The sequence below is a fragment of the Jiangella asiatica genome, assembly GCF_004349065.1.
Classification (GTDB): Bacteria; Actinomycetota; Actinomycetes; order Jiangellales; family Jiangellaceae; genus Jiangella; species Jiangella asiatica.
Genome location: NZ_SMKZ01000015.1, coordinates 58911 through 78918, shown reverse-complemented (window position 1 = coordinate 78918; position 20008 = coordinate 58911). Strand labels below are relative to the sequence as shown.

The 20008-nt window shown below is 71.9% G+C and carries 18 protein-coding genes; 6 read left to right on the top strand and 12 right to left on the bottom strand.

The window, feature by feature from the left end; all coding sequences use genetic code 11:
- Positions 1-200: 200 nt before the first annotated feature.
- Positions 201-716 (bottom strand): DUF1990 family protein, encoded by a 516-nt coding sequence (locus tag E1269_RS12520; RefSeq protein ID WP_131894911.1) that lies wholly within the window; start codon positions 714-716, stop codon positions 201-203.
- A gap of 251 nt (positions 717-967) precedes the next feature.
- Between E1269_RS12520 and E1269_RS12515 the strand changes: the two genes are divergently transcribed.
- On the top strand, positions 968-1831 hold the full coding sequence (locus E1269_RS12515) for an RNA polymerase sigma-70 factor (RefSeq protein ID WP_131894909.1): 864 nt from the start codon (positions 968-970) through the stop codon (positions 1829-1831).
- A 394-nt stretch (positions 1832-2225) separates the two neighbouring features.
- On the opposite strand, the gene E1269_RS12505 is transcribed toward E1269_RS12515, so the two are convergent.
- Positions 2226-3173: a phosphatase PAP2 family protein gene (locus tag E1269_RS12505; protein WP_203433434.1), complete on the bottom strand. Its 948-nt coding sequence runs from the start codon at positions 3171-3173 to the stop codon at positions 2226-2228.
- Positions 3174-3327: 154 nt separating this feature from the next.
- Between E1269_RS12505 and E1269_RS12500 the strand changes: the two genes are divergently transcribed.
- Both E1269_RS12500 and dgoD read left to right on the top strand, forming a co-directional pair.
- Positions 3328-4104, top strand: coding sequence for an SDR family NAD(P)-dependent oxidoreductase (locus E1269_RS12500; protein ID WP_239000873.1), 777 nt, complete (start codon positions 3328-3330; stop codon positions 4102-4104).
- Between the two features lie 100 nt (positions 4105-4204).
- Positions 4205-5350 carry a galactonate dehydratase gene (dgoD, locus tag E1269_RS12495; protein WP_131894903.1) on the top strand — a complete coding sequence of 382 codons (1146 nt, stop codon included), beginning with the start codon at positions 4205-4207 and terminating at the stop codon, positions 5348-5350.
- Positions 5351-5365: 15 nt separating this feature from the next.
- On the opposite strand, the gene E1269_RS12490 is transcribed toward dgoD, so the two are convergent.
- Entirely contained in the window at positions 5366-9271 is a 3906-nt protein-coding gene (locus E1269_RS12490) for a family 78 glycoside hydrolase catalytic domain (RefSeq protein ID WP_203433432.1), read from the bottom strand.
- 163 nt (positions 9272-9434) lie between these two features.
- Positions 9435-9605, bottom strand: a complete 171-nt coding sequence (locus tag E1269_RS32225; protein ID WP_162606379.1) for a hypothetical protein — start codon at positions 9603-9605, stop codon at positions 9435-9437.
- 159 nt (positions 9606-9764) lie between these two features.
- On the opposite strand from E1269_RS32225, the gene E1269_RS12485 reads away from it, so the two are divergent.
- Positions 9765-10955: a winged helix DNA-binding domain-containing protein gene (locus E1269_RS12485; protein ID WP_239000882.1), complete on the top strand. Its 1191-nt coding sequence runs from the start codon at positions 9765-9767 to the stop codon at positions 10953-10955.
- A gap of 229 nt (positions 10956-11184) precedes the next feature.
- Positions 11185-11466, top strand: a complete 282-nt coding sequence (locus E1269_RS12480; RefSeq protein WP_131894899.1) for a DUF2277 domain-containing protein — start codon at positions 11185-11187, stop codon at positions 11464-11466.
- Between the two features lie 18 nt (positions 11467-11484).
- Here E1269_RS12480 and E1269_RS12475 read toward each other — a convergent pair whose 3' ends face one another.
- Positions 11485-11916 (bottom strand): OsmC family protein, encoded by a 432-nt coding sequence (locus E1269_RS12475; RefSeq protein WP_131894897.1) that lies wholly within the window; start codon positions 11914-11916, stop codon positions 11485-11487.
- Between the two features lie 205 nt (positions 11917-12121).
- Between E1269_RS12475 and E1269_RS12470 the strand changes: the two genes are divergently transcribed.
- Positions 12122-12949 carry an alpha/beta hydrolase gene (locus E1269_RS12470; protein ID WP_131894895.1) on the top strand — a complete coding sequence of 276 codons (828 nt, stop codon included), beginning with the start codon at positions 12122-12124 and terminating at the stop codon, positions 12947-12949.
- A gap of 6 nt (positions 12950-12955) precedes the next feature.
- Here E1269_RS12470 and E1269_RS12465 read toward each other — a convergent pair whose 3' ends face one another.
- The 7 genes from E1269_RS12465 to E1269_RS12435 all read right to left on the bottom strand — a co-directional run bounded on the left by E1269_RS12465 (position 12956) and on the right by E1269_RS12435 (position 19870).
- Positions 12956-13939: a GlxA family transcriptional regulator gene (locus E1269_RS12465; RefSeq protein WP_131894893.1), complete on the bottom strand. Its 984-nt coding sequence runs from the start codon at positions 13937-13939 to the stop codon at positions 12956-12958.
- A 33-nt stretch (positions 13940-13972) separates the two neighbouring features.
- On the bottom strand, positions 13973-14965 hold the full coding sequence (locus E1269_RS12460) for a helix-turn-helix transcriptional regulator (protein ID WP_131894891.1): 993 nt from the start codon (positions 14963-14965) through the stop codon (positions 13973-13975).
- On the bottom strand, positions 14962-15741 hold the full coding sequence (locus tag E1269_RS12455; RefSeq protein WP_162606378.1) for a helix-turn-helix transcriptional regulator: 780 nt from the start codon (positions 15739-15741) through the stop codon (positions 14962-14964). The genes E1269_RS12460 and E1269_RS12455 overlap by 4 nt, the downstream gene beginning before the upstream one ends.
- Positions 15742-16112: 371 nt before the next feature.
- Complete coding sequence (locus tag E1269_RS12450) at positions 16113-17936, bottom strand: AAA family ATPase (RefSeq protein WP_131894887.1); 1824 nt, start codon at positions 17934-17936, stop codon at positions 16113-16115.
- Positions 17937-18084: 148 nt separating this feature from the next.
- Positions 18085-18852, bottom strand: a complete 768-nt coding sequence (locus tag E1269_RS12445) for an 8-oxoguanine DNA glycosylase OGG fold protein (protein WP_131894885.1) — start codon at positions 18850-18852, stop codon at positions 18085-18087.
- Between the two features lie 137 nt (positions 18853-18989).
- Complete coding sequence (locus E1269_RS12440) at positions 18990-19349, bottom strand: DUF429 domain-containing protein (RefSeq protein WP_203433430.1); 360 nt, start codon at positions 19347-19349, stop codon at positions 18990-18992.
- A gap of 26 nt (positions 19350-19375) precedes the next feature.
- Positions 19376-19870, bottom strand: coding sequence for a DUF6578 domain-containing protein (locus E1269_RS12435; protein WP_338033571.1), 495 nt, complete (start codon positions 19868-19870; stop codon positions 19376-19378).
- Between the last annotated feature and the right edge of the window lie 138 nt (positions 19871-20008).

Here is a 20008-nt window from a genome sequence, read left to right as displayed (position 1 = left end):
CCGCCTGGTCGGGCGCCAAGGCGCGTGGTCGATGGTCTCGGTGGCGAACTGGCCACGGCAGCGGTCCGGTGGCCGATGCCCTCTCATCACGCCGCTCGCCGACCTGGTCGAGCCGCCGCCGGGGCGAGAACCCGCCGATGCGCCGGCGCGATCTCTTTCTCGATTCCTACACCGAAACAAACAGATCGTCGAGGTCCAGGTCACCTCGTGGCCGTGATGGACCGGGCGGCGGCTATGTACCGGCGAGTGGCCAGGTGCTGGATCCATCGCGTCACCGGCCCGCCGAGCCGGGCGTACCAGGCCGCGGCCCGGCTGAACGCCGTCACCGTGAACCAGACCGCTCCGTCGTAGTCGATCTCGACGACGAAGGACTCCTCGCCGCGCTCGGGGTGGCCGGGCAGTGTGCCGTACGCGTAGCCGGCGCGGTCCGGCTCGTCCAGGACCCACACCACCCGGCACGGGATGCGCAGCAGCGACAGCGGGCCGACGACCAGCCTGCTGGTGACCTCGGCTCCTTCGGCCGCGCGGTTCGCCGTCGCGGAGACCCGCAGGCCGATGCTGCGGTGCAGGTCCCAGGTGACGACGCCTTCGGCCACGGCCTCGAAAACCGGCCGGCCGTGGCCGATCCGCTCGCGCATTCGGACGTGGTGGTAGCCGGCCGGCAGCGGCTCGCCGCCGCGGGTGGCGCCGACTTCGGGATAGGTGAACGCGCTCATTGCCGGTGACTCTGCCACATGGGCGCCGCGGCGATGTCACATCCGCGGTACGCGCCGTGTCTAGGTGATCGACCACGCGACGACGGGAAGGGGAGCTCGCACATGGCACGGATCTCGATGGAGCCTAAGCGGACCCGGCCAAGCTACGGGGCGTGGCCGGCTGGCGCGACTCCGACCTCTACACTCCGCAGCAACTCCGCGCTCGGCATCACCGGGCAGGGCTTCAAGAACCGCTGTGAGGTGCCGGCGCCGTGACCGATCAGTTCCAGCAGAACCGCGGCCTGCTGTTCACGGTCGCCTACGAGATGCTCGGCAGCGTGGCCGACGCCGAGGACGTCGTCCAGGACACCTGGCTGCGGTGGTCGGCCGCGGACCGCGCCGACGTCGCCGAGCCGAAGGCCTTCCTGGTGCGCATCGCCACCCGGCTGGCGCTGAACCGGCTGCGCACGCTGCGCGCCCGGAAGGAGACCTACGTCGGGCCGTGGCTGCCCGAGCCCCTGATGACCGGGGCGGACGCGGCCAGCGAGGTGGAGCTCACGGAGGAGGTCTCGATGGCCATGCTCGTGGTGCTCGAGACCCTGAGCCCGGTGGAGCGCGCGGTGTTCGTGCTGCGTGAGGTGTTCGGGTTCCCCTACGCGGAGATAGCGAAGGTGCTCGACCGCAGCGAGCCGTCGGTGCGACAGGTCGCGCACCGGGCCCGCGAGCATGTGCAGGCGCGGCGGCCGCGGTTCGACGCCGACCCCGAGCAGCGCCGCGAGGTGACCGAGCGGTTCCTGCGCGCCTGCCTCGAGGGCGACATGGCGGCCCTGCTGGAGGTGCTGGCGCCGGAGGTGGTCATGGTGAACGATGCCGACGGCAAGGCCAGGGCCGCGCGCCGGCCCATCGTAGGCGCCGCAAAGGTGGCGCGGTTCGCCCTCGGCATCATCGGCAAGGGCGAGCTGGACGGGTTCCAGTTCGGCTTCGTCGAGCTCAACGGCGAGCCGGGGATCGTCCTGTGGTCGGCGGAACGGGTCGAGGCCGCCGCACTGGTCGAGACGGACCAGGGCAGGGTGACCCGCCTGCTCGTGTTCCGCAATCCCGACCGGATGCGAGGTCTACTGTGCGCCGGGTCGTGACGACAAGGATTCCGATCGCCCGGCAGCATCGGGAGCGGGCAAACCGGGCGACCGGAAGCCGATTTTCGGTGCGGTGAACCGTTGGTGGTGGATTTCCGCTCTAAAGACGGGTCACCTTCGGATTCGGCAGGGCGATACGGCGTACCGCTGTGCCGAAATCGACGTGCACTTCATTCTCGCCCGGGACGCTGACAACACGGCCCAATCCGTGCCGATCGTGAGTGAGCAGGTCGTCGACGGCGAACTTCTCGATGGGCGGGGGAACGATGGGGCGGAACGGACTCGAAGGAAGAACAGGCCTCGCGGCCGGTGTACGAGAGGTCATTGCCTCAGTGTGCCGCTCGTCACGGCCGTTGTGTAGCCCTCTTTGGAAGACTATGTCAACTCTTGACCATCACTTTGGCGGGCGCTGCGGAACATGCGTTCCCGCCGGGACGCGTGACCTGGAGCGGGGTGTGTCGGACCCGGCTCGGCCGCTCGCGACCTGGTGCGCGACCAGGATAGCCGCGAAGGTCAGGGCCGTCGCGGCCACGACACCCATGCCGGCGCCGAGGTAGGCGGTGGCGAGGTCGTCGCGCGCGGTGACGGACCCGGATTCGGCCAGGAGATCGCGAGTGCTGCGCAGCGCCGAGGCGGCGACGAGGCCGGAACCGGCGGCCGTCACAACGAACAGTGCGGCCACCACCGTCGTACCTGACGAGCCGGTGCCGGCGTCCGTGCGCTCGGGGGTGCCGAGTGCCGTGAGTACCGTCGTCAACCCCGCCCAGGCGAGCACGACCATGATGGCGGCGACGACGTCGGATGGACGGTGCCAGCCGCCGATCATCGTGGACACGCCGGTCACCGCGGTGTAGCCGGCACCGAGGACCGCCACCATGGGCCGGGCCCGTCTTGGTACGACGAGCAGTAGTGCCGCCGCGACGCTGGCCGCAACCGTCGTGTGGCCGCTGGGTAGCGAGTTGCCGGCCGGCCCGACGTCGGCGGCCAGGGTGGGCCGGTCGAGGACGACGTGCTTGAGCACCTGGGTGGTCAGGTTGGCGCCACCGACGAGGACGGCGACCTGCAGGGCCAGGAACCAGCGCCTGCGCATCAGAGCGATGAGCGCGACCGCGCCGAGCACCACGACGATGAACGGGACCGAGACGACGTCCAGCACCGGCTCCGCGCCCCGCCACAGCGTGTTGCGGCCGATGGCCGAGCCTTCGAAAGCGGCCTCGTCGAGCCGCTGACCGGTCGCGGTGTCGACGAACCAGCGCCAGCTCGCCCAGGTACCGGCGACGCCAGCCACGAACATCGACAGTCCGAGCAGGGCGCCGCCGGCACGTGGGGACGAGGAGGTCATGCTCCGAGGGTAGTTGCGCTCGTCAGCGGACCTCGGCGAAGCCGGAGGAACTGCGTGCCGAGCTGTGTGCCCTCGCCGGCCGGGTCGCCGCCGCAGCCGCAGGAGCGCGATCAGCCATTAGTCATACAAGATGACAAGTGATACCGTGCCGGTCGTGGTGGACGAGGTTGCGCCGCGGTACCGCGGGCGGGTCGCCCTGGTGACGGGAGCCGCGTCGGGCATCGGCGCCGCGACGGCGTGCCGGCTGGCCGCGGAGGGGGCGCAGGTCGTCCTGGCTGACCTCGACGAGGCAGCGCTGGAAGCCGCGGTCGCGGCCACCGGCAAGGCCGCGGGCCACGGCGGCGGCGCCGAGGGCGTGGTGCTGGACGTGGCCGACGAGACGGGCTGGGCGGCCCTGGCCGACCGGCTGAATAACGGGCCCGGCCGCCTGGACCTGCTGCACTCGAACGCCGCGATCGCGGTGATCGAACCGGCCGGCCGGCTCGCCGTCGCGGACTGGGACCGCCAGCTCGCGGTCAACCTCACCGCCACCTTTCTCGCGGTCCGTTCGCTGGTCGGCCTGCTGGAGCGCTCGAGCGGTTCGATCGTGCTGACGTCGTCGGTGCACGCCGTACGTGGGCTGCCGGGGCGGCCGGCATACGCGGCCTCGAAGGGCGCCCTGCTGTCGCTGAGCCGCCAGCTCGCCGCCGACTACGGTCCGGCGGTCCGGGTGAACACCGTCGTACCGGGGCCGATCATGTCCCAAGCCTGGGACTCCGTGTCCGAGCCCGACCGCGAGCGCAGCATCCGAGCGACCACGCTCCAGCGGTTCGGGCAGCCGGCGGAGGTCGCCGCCGTGGTGGCGTTCCTGGGCTCGGCCGATGCCTCGTACGTCACCGGCGCGAGCCTGGTGGTCGACGGCGGCTGGAGCGTGACGGCGGACTCGGCATGAACACGGGCCTCACGCACCTGTGCGGCCACGGCGCCGTGGCTGCACACCTGAGCGTGAGTGGCACCGCCGCCCGCGAGTTCCGGTCGGGGAGAGGGAACCCATGAAGATCGTCGACATCGAGACGTTCGCCGTGCCGCCGCGGTGGCTGTTCTGCCGCGTCGTCACGGACGAGGGCGTCGTCGGCTGGGGTGAGCCGATCGTCGAGGGCCGCGCCGACACCGTCCGTGCCGCCGTCCACGAGCTTGCCGACTACCTGATCGGCCAGGACCCGCTGCGCATCGAGGACCACTGGCAGGTGATGACCAAGTCGACGTTCTACCGCGGCGGCCCGGTCCTCTCCAGCGCCGTCGCCGGCCTCGACCAAGCGCTGTGGGACATCGCCGGACAGGCCTACGGCGCGCCGGTCCACGCGCTGCTGGGCGGTCCGGTCCGCGACCGGGTGCGCATCTATTCGTGGATCGGCGGCGACGAGCCCGCCGAGGTGGCCGACGCGATCGCGGAGCGGGTCGAGCACGGCTTCACGGCGGTGAAGATGAACGGGTCGCCGGCGATGGCGCCGATCGCGACGGCGGCCGAGACCGACGCCGTCGTCGAGCGGGTCGCCGCGGCACGAGCGGCACTCGGTCCGGACCGCGACGTCGCGATCGACTTCCATGGCCGGGTGTCGGTGGCCAACGCGCACCGGTTGCTGCCGCTGTTGGCGCCGTTCCATCCGCTCTTCGTCGAGGAGCCCGTGGTGCCGGAGCTCGCCGCGCAGCTCCCGTCGATCGTCGCGTGCAGCCCGATCCCGATCGCGACCGGCGAGCGGTACTTCAGCCGCCACGAGTTCGTCGGGCCGCTGGCCGCGGGCGTGCGCGTGGTGCAGCCGGACATCTCACATGCCGGCGGCATCTCGGAGGTGCGCCGGATCGCCGCACAGGCGGAGGTGAGCGGCGCCGTTCTGGCGCCGCACTGCCCGCTGGGCCCGATCGCGTTGGCCGCCAGCCTGCAGGTCGCGTTCGCGACGCCGAACTTCCTGATCCAGGAGCAGAGCCTCGGCATTCACTACAACGTCGGCAACGACCTGCTCGACTACCTCGTCGACCCGGCCGTCTTCGAGTTCGTGAACGGGTTCGTCCAGCGGCCGATGGGGCCCGGCCTCGGCATCACCATCGACGAGGATGCCGTCCGCCGCGCGGCCGAGGCCGGGCGGCGGTGGCGCACCCCGCTGTGGCGGCACACCGACGGCAGCTTCGCCGAGTGGTGACCGAGGCTTCCGTGATCACGGGAGCGTGGGTGCGGAGCGGCTGTCGAAGCGCCACTGCCCGGAGCCGACGGTGTAGACGGCCCAGCCGGGCTCGGCGCGGACCTCGGTGACAAACCGCGACGGCGACGCCGTGACGTCGTCGGCGGACTCCGCCGGCACCCAGACCTCCGCGGTCGAGCCGACCGGGACGACCACGGTGAGGTCCAGCGCTCGGCCGCGCTGCGTCCATGCCGCGCTGGCCAGGCCGCGCACCGTGCTGATGGCCAGCGACGCCGAGCCGACCTGGCTGCGCGCGTCGGGCCGCACGCGGAACCGCCGCCAGCCCTCTTCGAGGTTCACCAGGCCGGCGACATGTTCGAACAGCCACTGCGCGACGGTCCCGTGGAAGTAGTGGTCGCGGGAGCGGGTGTTCACCTGCCACATCTCCCACATCGTGTCCGCGCCGTTGTCGATCCAGTGTCCCCAGCTGGGCTGGGTCCGTTGCAGCGCGATCTTCGCGGCGGCGTCGGCGTGACCGTGCGTGGTCAGCACCGGGAGTAGGACGCTGGTGCCCAGGCAGCCGGTGTTGAGGTGCCAGTCGCGGGCCTCGACGTCGGCCACCAGGTTGGCGACGACGGCGTCGACGTGCTCCGGCGGCACCAGCCCGAACGCCAGCGGCACCGCGTTGGAGGTCTGCCGGTAGTGCGGGTCGCGGTCGGTGCGGTAGAGCCCCTGGGCGGTGTCGAGGAACGTCTCGTTCAGCCGGGTCCGCAGGCCGTCGGCGGCTTCGCGCAGCCGGGCGGCGTCGGCGCCGTGGCCGAGCAGGTCGCCGACCTCGGCCATGGCCAGCAGCGCGCGGTGCAGATACGCCGTCGCCGTGAGCCGAGTGTCCTCCGGCGGGTTGCCGCCGGTGCCGGGTGACAGGTAGTCGCCCAGGGCGGTGACGGCCAGCCCGTCCTGCAGCCGGCCCAGCTCCCAGTCCAGGTAGGCCAGCACCGGCTCCCAGTGCTGGGCGAGGGCGCGCCGGTCGCCGTACCAGCGGTGCATCTCGCGCAGCACGAACGGGTAGACGGTGGTCCACTCCGGCGCCGGTGCCAGCTCCTGGTAGCCCCAACCGCCGCTGGGCACGATGACCGGCACCTGCCCGGAGCCGATCTGGCTGTCGCGCAGGTCGCCCAGCCACTTGGTGAAGAACCTGGCCATGCCCAGCGTCTCGGCCATGGTCGGCGCGCCGACCTGGGCGTCACCGGTCCAGCCGTTCTTCTCGTACATGGGCGTGTCGGTCGGGATGCTGTGCAGGTTGTTGAGGATGGTGCGGCGCATCATCCCCTCCAGCTGCCCGTACATGGGCTGGTCGGACTCGAACGTGGTGACCTCGGCGACGTCGGAGTGGACGACGCGCATGGTCACGGTCTCGGGCGTCGGCGCGGCCGGCAGTCCGTCGAGCTGGACGTAGCGGAAGCCCTTGTAGGAGAACCTGGCCTCCCACACCTCCTCGCCGTCGCCGCGGGTGGTGTACTCGTCGAGCTGGAAGCGGCCCGGAACGTGCCCCGTCGACGCCTGGACGGTGCCGTCGGCGGCGACCGTCTCGCCGTGCAGCAGCCGGATCGTGGTGCCGGCCGGTGCGGTGACGCGCAGCCTCGACCAGCCGGCGGTGGTGCGGCCGAAGTCGGCCACCCAGCTGCCGGGCACCGGTTCGGTCAGCTCGACCGGCGAGACGTCCTCGACGACGCGGATCGGCTCGTTCTCCTGTGCCGTCAGCCGGCCGGCCGGCGCGGTGAGCGGCGACGCCGCCGCCCACCCGGTGTCGTCGAAGCCGGGTGCGGTCCAGCCGTCCGGGGTCAGGCGGGCGTCGTAGCTCTCGCCGGCGTAGAGCGAGTTGGACACCGTCGGGCCGCCCGTCACGCGCCAGTCCTGGTCCGAGACCACCTCGGTGGCGCTGCCGTCGGGGTGCTCCACGACCAGCCTGGCGATCAGCCGCGGCTCGCCGTGCCACGGCGGCTGGTGCCACCGCCAGACGTTGTCGGTGGTCATGCCGTAGAAGCCGCGGCCGAGCTCGGCGGCGAGCACGTTGTCGCCGGACCGCAGCAGGTCGGTGACGTCGTGTGTGACGTAGAGGATGGTCTGGTCGTAGTCGGTGAACCCGGGGTCGAGCACGGAGTCGCCGACGCGCGCGCCGTTGAGGTGCAGCTCGTGGTAGGCGACGCCGCTGGCGTAGAGCCGCGCCCGGGCCACCGGCTTCGCGAGCGTGAAGGGGCGGCGCAGCAGCGGTGCGGGCTTCTCGGGCCGGGTGACCGAGACGCCGGTGCCCCAGGGACCCTGCCCGTAGGAGGCCAGCACGGTGATGTCGTCCCAGCCGGAGTCGTCGTGGTCCGGCTCTTCCCAGCCTGGCCGCTCGGTCTCGGACGTGCGCCACGAGGCGTCGGTGACGAATACCAGGTCGTCGCCGGCGACGGTGCGGATGAGCAGCTTGGCGATCAGCCCGGCCGGATTGACCGACGGCCCCGGCCGGTTGGTGGCTCGCACGGCCAGCACGAGGTCGGCGGACGTGCCGCCGGCGGCCGTCACCGTCTCCGTCACGTCGGCCACCTCGGCGGTACGCCAGCCGTCGACCTGCTGCGGTGCGCCGAGAACCGGCTCGCCCTGGAGGTGGGCGCTGTAGTCGTCGTCGGCGGTCATGACGAGGTCGGCGGACGCCACCTCCAGGCCCGCCGGCAGCGCGAACCGGCCCCGGAACCAGCGGCTGCCCTCCGGGGCGTCCGAGGTGGTCGCGCCGGGGCTCCACACCCACTCCGCGCCGAGCAGGTCGAGCGTCTCCCGCTGCGGAACGGTGACCTGGCTGCCCCACGGTCCGTCGCCGTAGGGAGCCAGCACGGCGACGGTGTCCCAGCCGGAGTCGTCGTGGTCCGGCCGCTCCCAGCCCGACCGCTCGGTGCCGGAGCTGCGCCAGGAGCCGTCGGTGTGCAGCACCAGCCGCTCGCCGTCCGCCGTCGTCACGACGAGCTTGGCTAGCAGGCCGCCGGGGTTGACGGCGACGTCGCCGCGGTTGTGTGCGACGGCGGCGAGGACGAGGTCGCCACCCACCGCCGCACCAACCAGGTCGGTGACGTCGGCAACCTCTGCCGACTTCCAGCCGTCGACCTGCTGCGGTGCGGTGAGAATGGGCTGGCCCTGCAGGTAGGCGGTGTAGTCGTCGTCGGCGGTCATGACGAGGTGCGCCGTCGCGACCGCAAGGCCGGCCGGCAGCGTCAGCCCGCCGCGGAACCACCCCGGCCCGGCCGGCGCGCCACCGCTCGTGGCGCCGGGGAGCCAGATCCAGGAGGCACCTTCCACGTCGCGACGCTCGGCCGCCGGCTCCGGCTCGGCGCCGATCCAGCCGGCGGCGCCGAAGCCCTCGTCGAACAGGGCGGTCTCGAACCACGCCGGCTCGCTCCACCGGGTGCCGCGTCCGGTTCCGTCCCAGAGCCGGACCCGCCAGTGGTAGCGGGTGCGGGGTGCCAGGTCCGGCCCGCCGTACTCGATGCCGACGGACTCCGCCGACTCCATCCGCCCGGAGTCCCACACGTCTGCCCGGCCGGGCTCGAGCAGGTCCGGCGACGACGCGACCAGTACCTGGTACGCGGTCTGGGCCGCGCCATGTCCGCCGGCGGTGGCCACCCACGACAGTCGCGGCCGGCGGACGTCCGTGCCGAGCAGGGTGGGCGCGTACTCGGTGGTGAGCCCCGCCAGCCGGAGCGGCCCGGCGCCGGTGACCGCTGCCGGGACGGCCGCCGCTGGGACGCCGGGCGTGGCGGCGGCCGCCGTCGGGCCGAGGCGGAGGGCGCCGGCTCCGGCCGCGACCGAACCGGCCGCGGCACCGCCGAGCACGGCCCGGCGGCTGACCCGTTCGCGATGGTCGCCGCGGTCGGGGCTGGTCACGTCGTGGTCGGGGCGGTCGGCCATCGTCGGCCTCCTAGTGAATCGTTCCAACCGTCGGGGGCACGGCGTCCGGCGAATACGGCCGGATATGCCGGCACGTTACGGCGACATGATCGACCGGGGCAATGGCAAGGCCGCGAACTGGCTGGAATCGGACATGTGGTGGCGGTGACCGGCGCATGCCCTGCTATCCGATGCTCGCGGGCAGCCCTCCGAACTCTTCGAGATCGTCTCTGGGCGACGGGTTGACCGCCAGGATCGCCACGACCGCGATGACCGCGAGAGCGAGCCCGACGGCGATGACTGCCGCCAGCTCCAGGCGGTAGCGCCGTTCTTCCGTTGCCTTGTGCTGACTCACGGAGCCCCCCGAAAGTCCACGAAGTGAGAAGAAACCTTCCAAATTCATACCTTACGGTGCATGTCAAGCGGTTCGGTGATTTCGTTTCCGTTCCGTGGTCGACCGGTCGCAGGTGCGCGTCTGTCGGTGGCCCGTGTCAGGATCGGGATCGTGCTGACGATGAGCGTCGAGGAGCGCCGCCGGCGGCTGGCCCGCCGCCACGGCCTGGCGGCCGGTGCCCGGGCCGATTCGGTGGCCGAGGCCGTGGCGAGCCTGGTCGTGTTCCACGCCACCGACCCGGCGACGGTGTATCTCTCGGCCCTGGCACGGTGCCCCGGCGCCAAGCTCGCCGACGTCTCCGCGGCGCTCTACGACGAGCGGACGCTGGTCAAGATGATCGCGATGCGCCGCACCATGTTCGTGGTGCCGACCGCCTTCGCGCCGGTCGTGCACAGCGCGGCCGGGCTCGCCATCGCCGACCGGCTCCGCCGCCAGCTGGTCCAGCAGCTGAGCACGCTGCCCACCGAGCCGGCGGTCGAGGGCGACGTCGCGGCCTGGCTCGCCGACGTCGAAGCCAGCACCGAGCGGGCCGTCGACGCGCGCGGCGAGGCCCTGGCGACGGAGCTGGCCAAGGCCGAGCCCCGGCTGCGCACCGCGGTGCTGCCGACCACCGACAAGAAGTGGGACGTCAAGCAGAACATCACCAGCCGGGTGCTCACGCTGATGGGTGCCGACGGGCGTGTCGTGCGCGGCCGCCCGGCCGGCACCTGGCTGTCCCGCCAGCACCGCTGGGCCTCGGTTCGCGGGCTGTGGCCGGACGGGATACCCGCGGTGCCGGAGCAGTCCGCGCGCGAGGCCCTGGCCCGGCGGTGGCTCGAGGTGTTCGGCCCGGCCACGGTCACCGACCTGCAGTGGTGGACGGGCTGGACTCTCGGCGCGACCCGGGCGGTGCTGGCCCGGCTGGACACCGTCGAGGTCGACTTGGACGGTGCGCCCGGGATCGTGCTCGCCTCCGACGTCGACCACGAGCCGGACGACGGCGGCGAGCCGCCGGTCGTGACGCTGCTGCCGGCGCTGGACCCCACGCCGATGGGCTGGCAACAGCGCGACTGGTACCTCGGCCCGCACCGGGCGGAGCTGTTCGACCGCAACGGCAACATCGGCCCGACGGTGTGGTGGGAGGGCCGCATCGTGGGCGGCTGGGGCATGTGCGCCGGCGAGATCGTGTGGGAGCTGCTGGAGGACGCGGGCGCCGAAGCGGTCGCGGCGGTGGAGTCCGCCGCGGCGCAGCTGCACGGCCGCCTGGAGTCCGCCTCCGTCGTCCCCAGCTTCCGCACCCCGTTGGAGCTCCGCCTCACCTCCGCCACGTGAGCTCTCCTGCTGCCTCCGGTGGTGCGCGGCCCTCGTGATGATCACGTTCAGCACGAGATCTCGTGTCACACCATGCTCGCAATCATGGTGAGGCTCGGGGGATCCTGCTGAACGTGATCATTCCTCGTGATGTCGCCACGCGCGGCATTCCGCGGCAGCCCTTGCCAGCGTGGTGAGGCGTGGGAAAGCCTCGTAGTGGTCTGTCGGCGCGACGGCATACCCTCGAAGCATGTGCCGGAACATCAAGCCCCTCTACAACCTCGCCCCGCCCGCCAGTGCCGACGAGGTCTACGACGCCGCGCTGCAGTACGTGCGCAAGTTGTCCGGGACGCGCACCCCATCGCAGGCCAACCGCGAGGCGTTCGACCAGGCCGTCGCCGAGATCGCGCACGTGACTCGGCACCTGCTCGACTCCTGGGTCACCAACGCGCCGCCGCGCGACCGCGAGGTCGAGGCGGCCAAGGCACGTGCCCGGTACGAGGCACGTGTCGCCGCGGGCGCTCCCCGCTGACGTTCCGTCAGCCGACCGTCACTCGTCCTTCTCGATCTGGATGGCGATGGGTGTGCCCAGCTCGACGGTGCGGCTGACCGTGCACAGGCGGTCGTGCGACTTCGCGACCGCGTCCGGCAGCACCGCGCGAGCCTCGTCGCCGTCGTCGCCGGCGGGGAAGGTGACTCTGAACACGACCTCGATGTTCTCGAGCCGGTTGCCGGACCCGTCGCGGATCTTGTCCGCCGTGGTGTCGATCTCGAACGTCTCCGGCTCGGCCCGGCGCGCGGTGATGTAGTCGACGTCGATGGCCGAACACCCGGCGATCGCGGTCAGCATCAGCTCGACCGGCGTGAACTCGCCGTCCGCGCCTTCGCCGAAGGCGAGCTCGCCGCCGCGGACGTTGGTGGCCACGTAGCTGCGGGGGCCGGTGCGTCGCAGGGACACCGATCGCTGGGATGTGTCAGCCATGTGACCACCCTGTCATGGGACATCGTGACGATCCGCACGGCCCCGGGGCGCCGCGAACGGGCGCCGGGTCAGGTCCGGATGTGTGGGTCACGCGTCCTTGTCGTCGTGATCGGCACGGGTGGATGCTCGCATGGGGGGACGGCTCGGCGCGACGCAGCGACAGTGCATTCCTCCGCGGCAGCCGGACGGCCAGGAGGGACCGCCAATGAGCACCGACTCGACCACGCCCGACACCGTCGTTCTGATCCACGGACTCTGGACGACTCCGCGCAGCTGGGAGCACTGGGTTCCGTACTACGAGGCGCGCGGGCTGCGCGTCGTCACGCCCACTTATCCCGGCTTCGAGCCCGAGGTCGAAGGGCTGCGCGCCGACCCGTCGCCGATCGCCACCGTCACGGTCCCGGACACGGTCGCACACCTGGAGAAGCTGATCACGCAGCTCGACCGGCCACCGATCATCATGGGGCACTCGTTCGGCGGCACGCTGACCCAGCTGCTGCTCGACCGCGGCCACGGTGCTGTCGGCGTCGTCATCGACTCCGCGCCGCCGGAGGGAATCCGCGTCAGCCCGCCGTCGCAGATCAAGTCGCTCTACCCGATCCTGAACAACCCGAAGAAGCGGCACCAGGCGGTCGGATTCACGCCCGAGCAGTTCCACTACGCGTTCACCAACACGCTGTCGCGCGACGACTCCGACGAGGTCTACGAGCGATACCACATCCCGGCGCCGGGCAGCTGGGTGTGGTCGTACGGCCTGCTGGCGAACCTGAAGCCCGGTCACCAGGAGACGTGGGTCGACTTCGGCAACAACGGCCGCGCGCCGCTGCTGTTCATCGGTGGCAGCGAGGACCACATCATGCCGCCGTCGGTGAACAAGTCCAACGTCGGGCACTGGGACAAGTCGTCCGCTCTCACCGAGTACTACGAGTTCGAGGGTCGCGACCACTTCACGTGCGGCGCCCCGGGCTGGGAGCAGGTAGCCGACCACGCTCTGGCCTGGGCGACGGAGCACGCGCGGCCGCCCGTCGGGTGACGGCCGTCAGCCGGTGGTGGCGCCGGTCGAGCGGAAGCGCTGCCGGTAGGCGTGTGGCGTGACGCCGGCGTCCCGGGTGAAGCTGCGCCGCAACGTCTCAGCGGAGCTCAGTCCGGACAGCCGGGCGATCACGTCGAGCGGCGCGTCGGAGGTCTCCAGCAGCGCCCGGGCGGCTTCGACCCGCACCTGCTCGACGTATCGCGCCGGGGTCGTTCCGAGCTCGCGCGCGAACAGGCGGCTCAAGTGCCGTTCGCTGAACCCGGCACGGCTGCTCAGTGCCGACAGGCGGTGGTCGCCGGCCGGATCGGCGCTGATGGCGTCGAGCAGGCCGCGCAGCACGGGCTTGGTGATCTCGCTGCGCAGCCGGACGCTGAACTGTCGCTGCCCGCCGGGGCGCTGCATGAACACCACCATGAAGCGCGCGACCTGCCGGGCGAGGACGGGTCCGTGGTCGGCCTCCACCAGCGCCAGCGCGAGGTCGATTCCGGCCGTGACCCCTGCGGAGGTGAACACGGCGCCGTCGGCGACGAAGATCGGCCCGCGCTCGACCTTCGTGGCGGGGAACCGCTCGGCCAGTTCGTCGAGGAGCATCCAGTGGGTGGTCGCTCGCCGTCCGTCGAGCAGGCCGATTCGTCCGAGCAGGAACGCACCCGCGCAGACCGCCGCGACCCGCCGGCTGCTGGCGGCGGCGCCGCGCAGCGCGTCGAGCAGGCCGGTCTGCCCGGCGGCCACGGTCCACCGGTACGTGCCTGGAACGACGACGGTGTCGAGCGGGCCGACCGTGTCGGCGATGTCACCGAGCGGCAGCTCCACCCCCAGCCGCAGGCCCGACGCGCCGACGACGTCACGGCCGTCCACCGAGGCCAGCACCACGCGATACAGCCGCCCGCCGGCCAGCTCGTTGGCGATGGCGAACACCTCGGCCGGACCGGTCGCGTCGATGACCTGCGCGCCGTTGTATCCGAGCACCGCAACGGTCCGTGTGTGCACGGCTGCCCCCTCTTGCTGTCCGCGCTGGGCCGCTCAGCACCGCCGGTAGTGGTCGAGCAGCTCTCGTGCCAGCGTACGGCCGGCATCGGCGAGATGGGGCGGGTCGGTCACGAACGCCAGCGGGCCGGCCACGAGCAGCAGGATGCCCAGGCGCTGGTCGACCGGCGGCAGCAGGCGAGCGCGCAGCTTCACCGACTCCTCGTCCTCGTCGAGGACCTCCGAGCTCTCGGCGAAACGGTCGACGACCCACCGCGCGTCTTGCGGCACGACGACGTCGACGGCGAGCTCGCGGCGGTTCTCGGCCATCGCCTCGTCAAGATCGTCGGAGCGCTCGAACGTCTCGTCGAGCACGACGGCGTCACGGATCCCGGTGAGCAGGAAAGTGCCGATGACGCGGCCGTCCGGCGACACGCCGGCGTCGAGCTCCCAGCCGCGGCGCGTGCGCAGCAGCCGGTACGGCGCCACGACGTGTTCGCGACACTCATCACGCCACACCGGCGAGTAGTCGATGCGTACCCTGTGCCGCCGGTGGACGGCTCCGAGGAGCGTGCCGGCCAGCTCCGCCTTCCAGTGGTCGTCCATCGGCCGGATGCCCTGCAACATCGTCTCGCCGAGGGCTTTCAGGGCGCCGTCGAGAACGTTGTTCTCCGGCTCGAGCGACAGCAGGGCCTGCCCGGCCCGGTAGATGTCGGCCAGCTCGGCGGGCGCGGTGTGCACCACGCCGATCTCCGCGGCCGGCTGGTCGGTCGAAGCCCGGACGATCTCGGCCTCGGCCGGCTCGACCTCGTCGGGTTCGCCGTCGGCGCCCAGGAACTCGATGCGGACCTGGCGGTAGGACCCGGCCTCGAACGCGGGGGAGATGTCCGCGCGGTAGAACGCGATGATCTCCTCGCGCAGCGTCTTCTCGTCGGTCTCGAGCTCCGCGGCCAGCCGGCCCAGCGGCAGCCCGTCGGGGTGCATGGTGAGGATCTGCAGTGCACGCGTGACCCGCTCGAAGCGGAGCACGAACGTGGGCGGGTTGGTCATAGGCGTTCCAGGAGTGACTCGAGCCCGGCGATGAGCTCGCCGCGGATGTCCGCCGGGCCCAGGACGTGGACCCGCGGGCCCAGCTCGTAGACCCGGTTTCGGAAGGCCGCCCGGTGCGTGACCGGGATCGTGAGACGGACGACGTCGTCGTCGACCTCGTGATAGGACGGGGTGCCCAGCAGGTTCTCGACCTGGCCGCGGAACTCCGGCGTGGTCTCGACGGTGACGTCGACGGGCGGGTCGACCGCCCACGACAGCGGGTCGAGCTCGTCGTGGTACGGCTCGTGGCGGGCTGCCGCGGTGCGTGGGAGGTCGACGGTGACGGCGGACATGCGGTCGGTGATGAACTGCTTGTCGCGATCGCTGCCGTCCTCGTGGGCGACGAGGTGCCAGCCCGACGTGCCCGGGTAGACGAAGTGCGGGTGGACCACCCGCGGGCGCTTCTTGTAGACGAACCGCAGGCGGCAGTGGTGCTCCAGCGCGTACAGCACGGTGTTGAGCGCGGCGTCGGCCCGATGCGGCTGCCGCGACGTGCGCAGCTCCGGGACGCCGGCCAGCTCGCCGAGGTCGACGCCGATGCGTCCGGCGAACGTGTGGTCGCCGGCGATCATGGCGGCGCGGGCCAGCTCGGTCTGCTGTTCCGGTGTGAGGTTCACCCGCAGGCGGTTGTCGCCGGCATACGCCCGATAGACGGCGGTCTGTCCCGGCGGCATGGTGTTGCGGATGTCCCAGCCGGCACGATTGAGGTACTCGATGAGGCGTTTGAGCTGCCGCACATGATGCTGCTCGCCACCCCCGAATGCCGCGATCCTCAGTAACCGCGGCGTTGGAATGCCAGTCGGCTCGGCCGCGATCAGCGCGACGAGCACGCGTGTGACTCTTTCCAATGGACCGAGTTGGTCCCGCCCACCAGCCATGGCGCCCCCTCCACAGCACTGCCAAGCGATCATGCTATGCCCGAGTTGGAGGAATCGCCAGGCAAACACCGCCCTTTTCATTGTGCACCGAAATGGCGGTACTGAATTGCCGCAAGGCCCAGTCTCCCGAGTAGACAGGAGTGGATTGTGGGCGCCGTTTCGCTAGGTGAACTCAGGAAGCGGTGTAGCTCTCGAGTTCGGCAATTCCCCAGGAGCGCGAGGCGGCCTTCTCAGTCGTTCCGTTCCAGCGAGTCGCGCAGCAGCCGGCGGATCATGACCTCGACCAGCATGCGGTCGTCGTCGCGGAGCAGGTTGAACAGCTCGAACAGGTCGTCGGTGGCGGCCGGCTTGGGCCGGTGCTCGACCTCGGGCTCCCGCGCCGGCGACGGCTTGCGGTCCAGGTGCTCCAAGCCCGCCGGCATGGGCTCGGAGTGGAAGATGGCCAGCGACTGGGTGCACCGCGTCATGGCGACGTAGAGCCGGCGCCGGCCGAGCTCCGTCCCGTCGGCGATCTCGTCTGGCGCCACCAGGGCGACCGCGTCGAACTCGAGGCCGTTCGTCATGTCGGCGGGGAGCAGCGTGACTGGCAGGCCGAGGTCGCCGTCGCGCCCGTCGCCGACCTTGAGCCCGGATGCACTGCAGTAGCGCATGGTGGCGTCGTAGCGGTGGGCGGCGACGACGACGCCGACCTTGAAGCCGGTGCCCGCGGCAGCATCGGCGGCCGAGAGCGCGACCGGGACGACGTCGTCGGGATCGACCCGGCGGACCAGTGGGTTGCCCAGGCCGTCGCGCAGCGACCCCGGCACCGTGAGCGCGCTGGCCCCGTCCGGGAGCTGCCGCCGCGAGAGCTCGACCACCGGCCGCGGCACGCGGTAGCCGAGGGTGAGCGTGGCCTCACGCGACTCAGCGGCGAAGTAGCTGGTCAGCTCGGCCCAGGAGTCGTGTTTGCCGGGCCCGGTGGAGAAGCCGAGGTCGCCGGCCAGGGTGACGGAGCGGCACCGGCGGGCGACGGCGCGGGCCTGCATGGGCGACAGGTTCTGCGCCTCGTCGACGACGGCGTGCCGGTAGGTGGGCGCCTGCCGACCCAGCAGGTGCGCCAGCTCGTCGAGCAGGACGAGGTCGTCGACGGTCCACGGCTCCGCGGCGACCGATGGTGCCGGCTCGCGGCGCAACGCCTCCTGCTGGCCGGCCTTGAGCAGGTCGTCGGCGAGGCGGTCCAGCAGCGCCGGGCGGCCCAGCAGGGTGCGCAGCAGATTCTCCGGGGTGGACGGCCCGTCCTGGCTCTCGACCAGCCGACGCAGCACGACGGCCATGACCGCCGACCCCTTGACCCGGGCGGTCTCCGTGGCGGTGTCGCGTCCGCGCAGGCTGGCATCGCCGTCGTAGAGCGACGCTACGTCCGCGGTGACCGCGTCGAAGCCGAGGCACGGCAGGACGTTGGCGACGTAGCTGCGCAGCGCCACCGTCGGCGTGACGACGAGCACCCCGCCCGCGCGGACCTCCTCGTCGTTCGCGGCGAGCCAGGCGGCTCGGTGCAAGGCGGTGACGGTCTTGCCGGTCCCCGGTCCGCCCTGGACGACGAGGACGCCGGCGGCAGGTTCGCGGATGATGCGGTACTGCTCCGGTCGCAGGGTGGCGGTGGCGTCGCCGATGGTGCCGGTGCGGAACTGCTCCAGCGCGGCGACCACGACCTTGCCGACCATCGGCCGGTTGGCCTGGCTGGACGTGACGTCGAAGGCGCTGCCGTCGGCGATCTCGTCGTGCAGAGCGATGACCTGCCGGCCGCTGACGGTGAGGATGCGCTTCAGTTGCGCGGTGCCGAGGTCGGTCGCGGACGTCTCGTAGAACGGTCCGGCCGCTGGGTCGTGCCACGCGACGACGGCGACATTCCCGGACCCGGCGGCGACCGGCTGGCGGCCGACGTAGCGGGAGCCGCTGTGGTCGTCGATGCGGCCGAAGACCAGCGGCTGGTCGACCGGCGCGTCGTCACCGAGGAGGGTGTAGGCGCGGTCGAGGTTCTGCTGCTCGGCGTCGAGCGCAGGATGAGTCGTCACGTCAGTCCTTCCTCACCACGGTGTGCCGGGATCGACGTCGACAGCTGGCGACCTACCCCGCGGAACGGCCCGCGTCGTTGCGGTATTTGACCATGATTGCGCAGATGCCCGTCCGGGTCAGGCGAACGATGGGAAAGGTGTCTTCCTGTTATCTCGTCGGTACTACCGCCCCGTTGTGCAGGCCGAGGACGAACGCGATGCGCGCAGCGTCGACGCGGCGGCCCTCGATGCCCAGCTCGACCGCCCAGCGGTGCAAGGTCTCGACGTAGGCACGGTAGCGGTCCGCGCGCCGGCGCGAGCTGGCCAGCCGCGTCGTGCCGCCGATCATGAGCGTCCGGTTCAGCGACGCGTAGACCCGCTCGTCCAGCACCAGCGGCTGCCAGCTCCGGCCCGGCACGTAGCCGGCGAGGCTCCACCACCGGCTGGCGAACGACTGACCGACCGCCCACAGCGACCAGGCCCGGTGGTTGGCCTCGAGCGTGCCGTCGCGGAGGGACTCGGCGGAGCGCAGGCGACGCGCGGAATCGGCGAGCACGCGGTGCGCGCGCTCGGGGTTGCGCACCGCGCGCGCCGTCGCGCGAAGGCTCTGGTTGCCGACTCCCTCGGAGCTCCAGGCCATGGTGAGGACGAACGCCTGGAGCACCTCCTTCTCGTCGCCGAGGTCCATGGTGGCGCAGGCACTCAGGGCGGCGTCCCTGGCGACGGTGCGGTCGCCGGCCTTGGACCCGGCGATCGGCTCGGTGAACGCGGCGTCGCGCAGCAGCGTGGCCACCCGCAACCGCGGCCGGGCGGCGACGAGCGCCTGCTGCCACGTCGCCGGTCGGAAGCGGACCGGTCGCGGCTGGACGTTCGCGTACTTGTCGACGAGCGCCACCAGTGCCGCTGGTAGGGACGCGTTCGTGACGGTGTTTGGCATGATCGGCCCCCGTTTTGCCGATGGCACCCCCTGTGAAAACGGACAATACGCCCGCCGATGGACACAGCTCGACCCGTTTCCGGCAGGATCGGCGGCGTGACGGTGGTGCGCTCGGCCCGGGCGCGGCCGGACCGGGGTCAGTAGACGATCGCGGCGCGGCGGTCGCCGAACGGCTCGGGCCGGTCGGGGAGTGACCGTGCCGCCCCCGTCGCCACCCGCCGGGCGGTCCACGCCGCCGCGGCGGCGTCGAGGACGTCGTCGGGTGCACCCCGCTCACCCGCCGTGCCGAGATCGGCCGGAACGACGATGCCGGCCTTCTCGAGCAGGTCGCGGCGCAGGTGGTGACCGGCCCAGGTCTTCTTGCCGTACGGGACGGGCAGGCCGCCGTTCAGCTCGGCGAACGAGATCTCCGGGTGGCACTCGACCACGGTCCCCGCCGCGGCCGCCTCGTCGTTCAGCCAGGTGTCGACCTCGAGCACTCGCCCCGTCGCTGTCATGGCCGTCATGATGGCGGTCGGAACCCTCAGACGTCGACCGCCAGATCGACCAGGAGGTCGACGGTGGCCCGCCGCGCGGTGATCGAGCTCTGCGACCGGTCGGCGAAACCGCGGAGGTCGGTCAGCTGCCACGTGCCGGACACCGGCCAGCGAACCCGGTCCCGCTCCTGGAACTCCGCGCTGATCTCGCGGACCCGGATGATGCGCCCGGTCACCGCCGGCAGCGCCTCCGGCACCAGTCCGTGGTGGTCCTCGGCGAACACACCGGTCACCGTGGCGGGCCCGGCCGGTCGCGGCGGCCGCAGCAACACCGTCGCCGTCCCGATGTCCAGGAACGCGCCGGCCGGGCCGATGCCGCCAGGGTCGGTCCCGCGCGCGACGCCGTCGACGGTGATGGACGCGTCGTCCGGCCGGTCGAGATCGGTGACCAACGACAGCTGCCACTGGACGAGGTCGCCGACCGCGAACGGCTCGCCGCAGCACTCGAACTGCCATTCTTCGACCAGCACCGGCCACGACATCCGCACGCCTCCACCATCCCCTCGGCACCCGGCCCCTGTCACGAGGTTTTGGCGCCCGCTGGGATTCGCCGGCGGGCGCTGTCCTGGTGGTGCGGAACGCGTGGGACGGCGTGGACGGAGCGGCCTGATTGAATATCC

Excerpts from the sequence above, each read along its gene's own strand:
- E1269_RS12520 (WP_131894911.1), bottom strand. The coding sequence starts at position 716 with ATGAGCGCGTTCACCTATCCCGAAGTCGGCGCCACCCGCGGCGGCGAG.
- dgoD (WP_131894903.1), top strand. The coding sequence starts at position 4,205 with ATGAAGATCGTCGACATCGAGACGTTCGCCGTGCCGCCGCGGTGGCTG.
- E1269_RS12440 (WP_203433430.1), bottom strand. The coding sequence starts at position 19,349 with ATGACAGCGACGGGGCGAGTGCTCGAGGTCGACACCTGGCTGAACGAC.
- E1269_RS12445 (WP_131894885.1), bottom strand. The coding sequence starts at position 18,852 with ATGCCAAACACCGTCACGAACGCGTCCCTACCAGCGGCACTGGTGGCG.
- E1269_RS12470 (WP_131894895.1), top strand. The coding sequence starts at position 12,122 with ATGAGCACCGACTCGACCACGCCCGACACCGTCGTTCTGATCCACGGA.
- E1269_RS12480 (WP_131894899.1), top strand. The coding sequence starts at position 11,185 with ATGTGCCGGAACATCAAGCCCCTCTACAACCTCGCCCCGCCCGCCAGT.
- E1269_RS12505 (WP_203433434.1), bottom strand. The coding sequence starts at position 3,173 with ATGACCTCCTCGTCCCCACGTGCCGGCGGCGCCCTGCTCGGACTGTCG.
- E1269_RS12475 (WP_131894897.1), bottom strand. The coding sequence starts at position 11,916 with ATGGCTGACACATCCCAGCGATCGGTGTCCCTGCGACGCACCGGCCCC.
- E1269_RS12435 (WP_338033571.1), bottom strand. The coding sequence starts at position 19,870 with ATGTCGTGGCCGGTGCTGGTCGAAGAATGGCAGTTCGAGTGCTGCGGC.
- E1269_RS12460 (WP_131894891.1), bottom strand. The coding sequence starts at position 14,965 with ATGACCAACCCGCCCACGTTCGTGCTCCGCTTCGAGCGGGTCACGCGT.
- E1269_RS12490 (WP_203433432.1), bottom strand. The coding sequence starts at position 9,271 with ATGGCCGACCGCCCCGACCACGACGTGACCAGCCCCGACCGCGGCGAC.
- E1269_RS12485 (WP_239000882.1), top strand. The coding sequence starts at position 9,765 with ATGAGCGTCGAGGAGCGCCGCCGGCGGCTGGCCCGCCGCCACGGCCTG.